The organism is Peptostreptococcus sp. MV1 (assembly GCF_000758885.1).
GTDB lineage: Bacteria > Bacillota > Clostridia > Peptostreptococcales > Peptostreptococcaceae > Peptostreptococcus.
The window spans coordinates 1-8,792 of record NZ_JRNB01000076.1; the positions used below are offsets into that span (position 1 = coordinate 1).

General features: G+C 36.1%; 9 protein-coding genes and 1 riboswitch. All 9 genes read left to right on the forward strand.

From position 1 onward, the window contains the following. Positions 1-301 precede the first annotated feature (301 nt). The 9 genes from HMPREF1639_RS05845 (at position 302) to HMPREF1639_RS05880 (ending at position 8,417) form a co-directional block, all read left to right on the forward strand. Positions 302-907, forward strand: coding sequence for a DUF6088 family protein (locus HMPREF1639_RS05845; protein WP_036764369.1), 606 nt, complete (start codon positions 302-304; stop codon positions 905-907). After that, on the forward strand, positions 900-1,907 hold the full coding sequence (locus HMPREF1639_RS05850; RefSeq protein ID WP_036764370.1) for a nucleotidyl transferase AbiEii/AbiGii toxin family protein: 1,008 nt from the start codon (positions 900-902) through the stop codon (positions 1,905-1,907). Before HMPREF1639_RS05845 ends, HMPREF1639_RS05850 begins: the two co-directional genes overlap by 8 nt. Before the next feature lie 245 nt (positions 1,908-2,152). Further along, the gene (locus HMPREF1639_RS09710) at positions 2,153-2,263 is read left to right on the forward strand and encodes a hypothetical protein (RefSeq protein WP_278244230.1); all 111 of its coding nucleotides are present in this window, start codon (positions 2,153-2,155) and stop codon (positions 2,261-2,263) included. A gap of 164 nt (positions 2,264-2,427) precedes the next feature. Continuing rightward, complete coding sequence (locus HMPREF1639_RS05855) at positions 2,428-3,546, forward strand: PIG-L family deacetylase (protein ID WP_242847291.1); 1,119 nt, start codon at positions 2,428-2,430, stop codon at positions 3,544-3,546. A 56-nt stretch (positions 3,547-3,602) separates the two neighbouring features. Next, positions 3,603-3,715, forward strand: a riboswitch (FMN riboswitch). Between the two features lie 200 nt (positions 3,716-3,915). Beyond that, the gene (ribD, locus tag HMPREF1639_RS05860) at positions 3,916-5,034 is read left to right on the forward strand and encodes a bifunctional diaminohydroxyphosphoribosylaminopyrimidine deaminase/5-amino-6-(5-phosphoribosylamino)uracil reductase RibD (protein ID WP_036764372.1); all 1,119 of its coding nucleotides are present in this window, start codon (positions 3,916-3,918) and stop codon (positions 5,032-5,034) included. Continuing rightward, on the forward strand, positions 5,019-5,675 hold the full coding sequence (locus tag HMPREF1639_RS05865; protein WP_036764374.1) for a riboflavin synthase: 657 nt from the start codon (positions 5,019-5,021) through the stop codon (positions 5,673-5,675). The genes ribD and HMPREF1639_RS05865 overlap by 16 nt, the downstream gene beginning before the upstream one ends. Positions 5,676-5,687: 12 nt before the next feature. Then, positions 5,688-6,893: a bifunctional 3,4-dihydroxy-2-butanone-4-phosphate synthase/GTP cyclohydrolase II gene (locus HMPREF1639_RS05870; protein ID WP_036764376.1), complete on the forward strand. Its 1,206-nt coding sequence runs from the start codon at positions 5,688-5,690 to the stop codon at positions 6,891-6,893. Positions 6,894-7,062: 169 nt separating this feature from the next. Beyond that, a complete protein-coding gene (ribH, locus tag HMPREF1639_RS05875; RefSeq protein WP_036764378.1) occupies positions 7,063-7,524 on the forward strand; it encodes a 6,7-dimethyl-8-ribityllumazine synthase in 462 nt (153 codons plus the stop codon). 122 nt (positions 7,525-7,646) lie between these two features. Then, the gene (locus HMPREF1639_RS05880; protein WP_036764380.1) at positions 7,647-8,417 is read left to right on the forward strand and encodes a formate/nitrite transporter family protein; all 771 of its coding nucleotides are present in this window, start codon (positions 7,647-7,649) and stop codon (positions 8,415-8,417) included. The last annotated feature ends 375 nt before the right edge of the window (positions 8,418-8,792 follow it).

The following is an 8,792-nucleotide window of genomic DNA, read 5'->3' on the forward strand; positions in this document are numbered from 1 at the left end:
GCATTTTTGTTACCATCAACGCTATATATTATAGAACCTTTTTTCTGTTTTTGTAGTTGTGATAACCTGATCGTAATTCTACGCTTACGTTCAACTTGATTATACAATCAACGGACAAGGATACAAGTATCAATATGAGTATAGTCTGGTTACTACTAAAATTACAGTTAGCACTATAGGAAAATTTGAAGCTTTTGCAGAATTTCTAAAAATATAACAGGAGGATAAAAACTTAACTTATTGCTGGATTGACTTTTTGCACCCAAAAGTGTATAATTTTGGGTGCAAGGAGGTGTTATATATGGATTCAATCACAAAACAAATAGAAACCATAATGTCTGATAATCAAGGTAAGATTTTCTCTATAAATGACTTCTATGACTTAGGGACAAAGAATACCATTAAATCCATTTTATATAGGTTAAATGAAGAAAATGAGATAGCCAGACTTCTTGATGGATTATATACCAAACCAAAGTACAGTAAAATTTTAAATGAATACTCTTATCCTGATGCTAGTGCTGTAGCAGAAAAGATAGCCGATAAATTTTCTTGGACAATAGCTCCCACAGGAGATACAGCATTAAACTACACAGGATTATCTACACAAGTACCAAATGAATATGTTTATATTTCAGATGGACCGTATAGAGAATATTTGTATAGAGATAAAAAAATCATATTTAAGCATACGACAAATAGAAATATAACATCTTATTCAAAAGAATTATCTATTTTGATACAGGCAATAAAAGCACTTGGAAAAGATAATATAAGTGAAGAAGATATAAAAAAACTTGCTGTTTTTGCTAAGGAAATTCAAGAAGATTTAATAAAGGATACATTAAAATTACCTTTTTGGATACAGGAAGTTTTAAATAAAATACAGGAGATAAACCATGAGTAAATTATTAAAAATATCAAGTGAAGAGCTTGAACTTGTGATACAAAATACATCAGATAAGCTTTCTATGTCAAAGGCTATAGTAGAAAAAGATTTATGGGTTTGTATGATTTTGAAATACCTATTTAAGGATTTTAAATATAAAGATGCCATTGTTTTTAAAGGTGGAACAAGCCTATCAAAAGTATATAAGCTGATTGAAAGATTTTCGGAAGATATTGACCTTGCTTTGGATTGGAAATTGTTAGGTTATAAAAGTAAAGAACCTTATGAGGATAGGAGTAATAGGAAGCAGTTGGAATTCAATGATAAACTAAACGAGGACACAAAGGTATTTCTTAGGGATGAATTTTTGCCTGTTTTAGAAAATGATTTTAAAGATGCGTTGAAAGGTAAAGATTATAAATTTTACATTGATGAATTTGACGGTCAAACAATTTGCTTTGATTATCCTAAAAATCATAAAGACAGCTCCATACTTCAAGTGATAAGACTTGAAATTGGAAGTTTGGCTGAACCGATCCCTGCAAGTAGACGGAAAATAAAGACCTATATTGAGGAAGTATACCCTGAAGTATTTGATGAAAATATTCAGGTTGTAGCAGTTGATAGTCTAAGAACTTTTTATGAAAAGATAACAATACTGCATAGGGAAGCAAACAGAGTAAATGGCAACTATCCTACAAGATATTCAAGGCATTTTTACGATGTATATAAAATGCTACTTACAGATATAAAAGAAAAAAGTTTCGATAACTTAGATTTATTAAAAGCGGTTATTGAGTTTAAGAAAAAGTTCTATGCGTGTAATTGGGCAAAATACGATGATATTATGGAAGGAAATATAAAGTTAATTCCATCAGATGAAGCTTTAGAGATATTCTCAAAAGACTATGATAGTATGAAAAATATGCTCTTTGGAGAAAAAATACCATTTGATAGAATCATAAGTAGTGTTAAAGAATATGAAATAGAGCTAAACGAAGTTTTGAAAAATAAGTAATAATTTCAATTTTGAAATGGACGATAGAGACTGCTATCGTCTTTTTTGGGTTCTATAATATATAGCGTTGAGAAGTTATCAAAAAAATCCTCCTTGTTATATAATATTATTGTGGTCTGGCAACTACAAAAATATTTAACATAAGAAGGAACTCAATGACATAAAATGAAAACACAGATATTGAAAAAATACAGATAGGAGAACAACCAAAACACCAAAAGCCTGATGGTATTCTAATCAAAAAGATAAATGGAAAGACCTTTGCAACAGAGATATATTTTGATAAAAAGAGTAAAGAAACATTTCAAGATAAGCTGTTTAAGGTAATACATTCTAAAGGGAATAGTAGCGAGTGAGTAGGAAATCTGGCAGTAGAAAAAATACTTAAAAATGCTATAATATTAAGTAATATGGAAGTGGGAGGAGGACAAAAATTGAAAAATCTTATAAACCTATTGTCAAAATAAACGATGAAATTTATAAATATATAAAAATATAAGTGATGGTAGAGGGATGTATTATGAAATTTAAAAGGGTAAGAAAGTTTGTAAATAAAAAAAGACTGTTTTTGGTTTTTGTGGCTATAGTTGCTGGTCAGTTTATGATTATAAAGAGCGACTATTTTGATAAAAATATAGATAGAGACAAGCCATATGAAGAGATTGAAGCTACTCTAATGGATGATTCCATAGAGAATGGAGTGGTCGTAGATGATAAAAAGGATATCAGGGATATAAATAAGTCTACTTTTGAATACAATACAAAAAAGGAAAAGAAGGAAGCAAAAAAGAAAAAAGATCCATACTATACCCTTGGAGATATAGGTAAGGCACCTAGAAGGTTAGATAAAATAATTGCTATAAGGCCACCCAAGGGAAAAAATGTAGATAATATAAACAGGAGGCCAGACCCCAACAAAAATAATGATAAGAACAAGCCTTTTGCCAGATACGTTATATTTTATCCTCAACATCAGGATGATGAAGTCTTGTGGGCTGGTAGTGCTATCAGAGATGCCATTAGAAAGAGGGGGAGGAATAATGTCTTTGTAGCCCTAGTATCATCTGGGACGGGTCACAAAATATTTTCTAAAAAGCAGTTTGATGGTCTAGATATTAAGGAGAAGGCAGAGTATAGAAATAGGGAGTTTTTGGATTCTTGTAAAAACTTGGGTATACCTAGAAAAAATATATTTTTCATATATAAGGAGAGGGGAGATTGGAAGACCGACTTTAAGTTGGAAAGAGAGTTTGCTCTAAAAATGGAGAAAAAGTACAAGAGTGTAACGCATATAACCCATTCCTATAAGTATGATGACCATTTTATGCATAGGGCCAATGGTCAAACCCTGTATGACTTGTGGACCAAGGATAAGATTAAGGATTTGAGATTCTATTTGAAGCCATTTTTGGTTGAGTACGTAGATGCCAGCAACAATACCTTGAACGTATATACTGTGAATAACCAAGAGGATTATAATAGGATAAAGAATGCTTGTAGGTCTTATAAGTATGTAGATCCACGTAAAAAAAGAGCTGGTATAGGTTATAGGACGGACTACCTAAGCTTTGACTCTCTAGTTTACGACCCTAACCAAAAGTCATATATTATAATACAAAACAATAAGAAAAAAGGTTAAAAGCTGTTGACAAGGTTTTTATAATGTGATAAATTAAGCGTATAGGATAAATTGAATAGAATCTTCAGGGCAGGGTGCAAGTCCCTACCGGCGGTAAAGCCCGCGAGCGAAAGCAGATTTGGTGTAATTCCAAAGCCGACAGTTAAAGTCTGGATGAGAGGAGATATAGTGTTGTATTTTGTGATATAGTAGATTGCTCTGAAATGTTTTTTTGACATTTCAGATTTTTTTTCAAATATCACGAGTGTGTATAGATATTTTTAGGCGTGCGAATTTCGCCTACCATACCGGTCTATATATAATACACGCAAGTATAGAGATTAGAGCCCTGGACTAGATGTTCGGGGATTTTTTTATGGGGGGATTCATATGGACGAAAAATATATGAGTATGGCTATAGACCTAGCAAAAAAGGCTTGTGGATATACAAATCCAAATCCCATGGTTGGGGCCGTAATAGTCCGAGATGGTCAGATTTTGGGTAAAGGTTACCATACCAAGTGTGGTTGCCTACACGCAGAGAGGGAAGCCCTAAAGGATTGTAGTTCGAGAGGTGTATCTGTAGCAGGAGCCACTATGTATGTTACCCTTGAGCCATGTTGCCACTATGGAAAGACGCCTCCATGCACAGAGGCCATAATAGAAAACAAGATAGGCAAGGTGGTGGTAGGTTCACTTGACCCAAACCCCAAGGTAGCTGGCAAGGGAATTGACATACTTAGAGAGCATGGGATTGAGGTAGTCACAGGTGTTATGGAAAAGGAGTGTGATGACCTAAACGAGGTCTTTATGCATTATATAAGAAATAAAAAGCCTTTTGTAGTGATGAAGTATGCTATGACTGCTGATGGCAAGATAGCCACAAGGACAGGCAAATCCCAGTGGATAACAGGTGCAAAGGCAAGGAGTCAAGTTCACAAGGACAGGCACAGGTATGCAGGTATTATGGTAGGTATTGGGACAGTATTGGCAGACGACCCAACCCTAAATTGTAGGCTAGAGGGGGGAGTCAGTCCAACTAGGATAATATGTGATTCGGGACTTAGGATTCCGCTGGATTCAAATATTGTAAAAACAGCCGACCAGTACGAGACCATAATTGCAACTAGGTTTGAAGATAGAGAAAAGATTGGCCTACTAGAAAAAGCAGGCTGCAAGATACTGGTCCAAGATGGTAAACATGACAGGATAGATCTAGTAGATTTGATGGATAAAATAGGTGGTATGGGTATTGACTCAGTCCTCCTAGAAGGTGGTGGTCAGCTAAATTGGTCAGCACTGGAGGCAGGCATAGTCAGCAAGGTTCAAGTATATATTGGCAACAAGATATTTGGAGGAAAGGACGCCAAGTCGCCAGTTGGTGGCTGGGGTGTAGACCTGCCAGACCAGGCCAAGAGCTTGAAGATGCTAGGAGTAGAAGCCCTTGGTCAAGACCTTCTTATAGAATATAGGGTTGAAAATGAGGTGGTTGAGTGTTCACAGGAATAATAGAAGAAATAGGTAGCATCAAGGGGATTTCAAAGGGGGCCAATTCAGCAGTCCTAACCCTATCTGCCAAGAAGGTGCTAGAGGACGTAAACCTAGGTGATAGCATAGCTGTCAATGGGGTATGCTTGACAGTCACATCCTATAGGCAGGACGAATTTACAGTGGATGTCATGCATGAGACTATGAATAGGTCGTCTCTGTCCAGTCTAAAGACCGGCTCAAAGGTCAACCTAGAGAGGGCCATGATAGCCAATGGTCGCTTTGGTGGCCATATAGTGTCCGGTCATATAGATGGTATTGGCAAGATAGTGTCAGTCAAAAAGGATGACAATGCCATTTGGTACCAGATAAGTGCGGATAAACAAATATTAAAATACATAATAGAGAAGGGATCTATAACTATAGATGGGATTAGCCTAACAGTTGCCAAGGTTACTGACAGGGACTTCTCTGTATCTATAATACCCCATACATTAAAAAATACTATTTTGGACTACAAGAGTGAAGGGCATATAGTTAATTTGGAGAATGACTGTATAGCCAAATATGTAGAAAAATTTATGAACTTTGGTAATACCGATGACAAGCAAGAAGACAAACATGAGATAACAAGAGAATTTTTATTAAAGAATGGTTTTTAGGAGGACAATGATATGTTTAAGTTTAGCACAATTGAGGAAGTATTAGAGGATTTAAGACAGGGAAAGATGATCTTGGTTACAGACGATGAAGACAGGGAAAATGAGGGTGACCTAATATGTGCAGCCGAATTTGCCACTACTGAGAATGTGAACTTTATGGCTACATACGGCAAGGGCCTAATCTGTATGCCTATGAGTGCAGAATATTGCCAGAAATTAGGCCTACAGCAGATGGTAGTAAACAACACAGACAACCATGAAACAGCCTTTACTGTATCAATCGACCATGTCGAGACAACTACAGGTATATCAGCAGTTGAGAGAGGATTCACTGCAAGGGCCTGTGTAGATGATAATGCCAAGCCAAGTGACTTCCGTAGACCAGGACATATGTTCCCTCTAAAGGCCAAGCCTAATGGTGTCCTAGAGAGAAATGGTCATACAGAAGCTACAGTTGACCTAATGAGACTTGCAGGCTTAAAGGAATGTGGTCTATGCTGTGAAGTCATGAAGGAAGACGGTACAATGATGAGGAAGAGCGACCTTATAGAGATGGCTCAGAAATGGGACCTAAAGTTCACATCTATAAAGACCCTACAGGAATACAGGAAAAAACACGACAAGCTAGTGGAGTGTTCAAGTATCGTAAAAATGCCAACTAGGTTTGGTGATTTTACAGCTCATGCCTACATCAACAAGCTAAACGGAGAGCACCACATAGCCCTAGTCAAGGGTGATATAGGAGATGGACAGGATATCCTATGCAGGGTACATTCAGAATGCCTAACGGGAGATGTATTTGGTTCAATGAGGTGTGACTGTGGCCAGCAGTTTGAAGCAGCTATGCAGGCTGTTGAAAAAGAAGGTCGTGGAATAGTTTTATATATGAGACAGGAAGGTCGTGGAATCGGTCTAGTCAACAAGTTAAAGGCCTATGCCCTACAAGACAAGGGAATGGATACATTGGAAGCAAATATAGCCCTTGGATTTGAGGGAGATATGAGAGAATACTTTACAGGTGCACAGATACTAAAAGACATAGGCGTAAAGACAATGAGACTATTAACTAACAATCCAGACAAGGTATACCAGCTATCAGACTACGGTATGGAAATAGTAGAAAGAGTGCCAATTGAAATCAAGGCAACAGAACACGATAGGTTCTATCTACAGACTAAGAAGGAAAAGATGGGACATATACTAGAGATTGCAGAGTAATCTAAGAAGGTCATATGATAGATTTAGAAAATCTAACAAGGTTTTTGCTTGCTCGTGCAAAAGTAAGCTATGAAGAAAATATAAGAAATATGGTATTTATTAAAAATTATTAGAAATAATATATAAAGCAACAAGAAGATTAATATTAAAAATTGGAGGAAAAAAGAAGATGAATTATATTGAAGGAAATTTAGTCGCAAAGGAAGTAAAGATAGGAATAGTAGCAGCAAGGTTTAACGAATTTATCACATCAAAACTACTTTCAGGAGCCCAGGATGCCCTAGTTAGACATGATGTAAAGGATGATAATATAGATGTAGCTTGGGTACCAGGAGCCTTTGAAATACCCCTAATAGCAGACAAGATGGCCAAGTCTGGTAAGTACGATGCAGTAATATGCCTAGGAGCAGTAATCAGGGGCAACACAAGCCACTATGACTATGTATGCAACGAAGTATCAAAGGGTATAGCCCATGTATCACTAGAGGCTGGAATACCAGTAATGTTTGGTGTAGTAACTACAGAAAACATAGAACAGGCAATAGAAAGGGCAGGAACAAAGGCAGGAAATAAGGGATTTGACGTAGCAGTTGGAGCTATTGAGATGATTAACCTTATCAAAAATATGTAAGAACCTGACTGAATAAAATATCTATAGGCACAATACATATATTTATCAGCAAAAGAGCATACAATAAAGGTAATGTATGCTAGAAAGTCAGGTTGAATAATATTTGAAACTTGGAGGTAGAAATGTACGACGAAACAATTGGTAAGATTACAAGTGCAGCTAGGAAAAAAATAGGTATATTGGATGACAGTAGATTTAAGTACCTAGTTTCATCTGCATTTGCAGGGGCATTTATAGGTATAGGTATACTTATATCCTTCACAATAGGTGGGATTTTGACTGCAGCAGGAAGTCCTATGGTAAAGATAATGATGGGGTTATCATTTGCCGTTGCCCTAAGTTTGGTAGTGTTTACAGGTACAGATTTATTCACTGGTAATAACCTTGTGATGTCTGTGGCATATTTAAAAAAAGGTGTTAGTTTTAAGGATTTAGCTAGAGTTTGGATAGCTTCTTATATAGGTAATTTTATAGGTGCGATTATACTTAGTTTTGTCTTTGTATATACAGGCCTAGTAAATAAGGGGCCAGTGATGGAATTCTTCGTCAATACAGCCATAGCCAAGGCGGCTCCTTCCTTCATGGAATTGTTTATGAGGGGTGTATTATGTAATTTACTGGTATGTTTGGCTGTATTGGTTACTTTCAGGACGGATGATGACGTGGCAAAGTTGATAGTAATATTACTATGTATATTGGCTTTTGTTGCATCTGGATTTGAACATAGTATAGCTAATATGACAGTTTACGGTGTTGGCTTGATATCTAAGTCTATCACTGGAGTGACAGTTGGGCAGATGATGACTAACCTGATTCCAGTTACTCTGGGTAATATAGTAGGTGGTGGACTGGTATTAGGTGGAGGGATTTACACTCTTAGGTCTGGTAAGTAGGCTTCATTGTTTGAGTTAGTCTAGGAAATATTAATAGACCTAGCAGTAACTTGGATTAAGAATTAATAATATCGTGGCTTGATTCAGAAAAATTCAAATGTGTTTCATTTGGATTATTTTGGAAAATATCAAGAGACCTTACGGTAACTTGGATTAAGAATTAATAATATCGTAGCTCGATTCAGAAAAATTCAAATGTGCTTTGCACTTGAATTTTTGGATCTTCATCTTCACAATGATATTATTGTAATTCTTCTCCAAATGTTACTTGTAAGGTCTATTTTCTATTTTCCTGTTAATGCTTCACTCACGGATTATAGATGGGAAAGTCTTTGTAATAAGATAAATGACAGTAGTGTCATACCTAGTGACTAT

Coding starts and splice junctions, on each gene's coding strand:
- HMPREF1639_RS05880 (WP_036764380.1), top strand. CDS start 7,647: ATGTACGACGAAACAATTGGTAAGATTACAAGTGCAGCTAGGAAAAAA.
- HMPREF1639_RS05845 (WP_036764369.1), top strand. CDS start 302: ATGGATTCAATCACAAAACAAATAGAAACCATAATGTCTGATAATCAA.
- HMPREF1639_RS05850 (WP_036764370.1), top strand. CDS start 900: ATGAGTAAATTATTAAAAATATCAAGTGAAGAGCTTGAACTTGTGATA.
- ribH (WP_036764378.1), top strand. CDS start 7,063: ATGAATTATATTGAAGGAAATTTAGTCGCAAAGGAAGTAAAGATAGGA.
- ribD (WP_036764372.1), top strand. CDS start 3,916: ATGGACGAAAAATATATGAGTATGGCTATAGACCTAGCAAAAAAGGCT.
- HMPREF1639_RS05855 (WP_242847291.1), top strand. CDS start 2,428: ATGAAATTTAAAAGGGTAAGAAAGTTTGTAAATAAAAAAAGACTGTTT.
- HMPREF1639_RS05870 (WP_036764376.1), top strand. CDS start 5,688: ATGTTTAAGTTTAGCACAATTGAGGAAGTATTAGAGGATTTAAGACAG.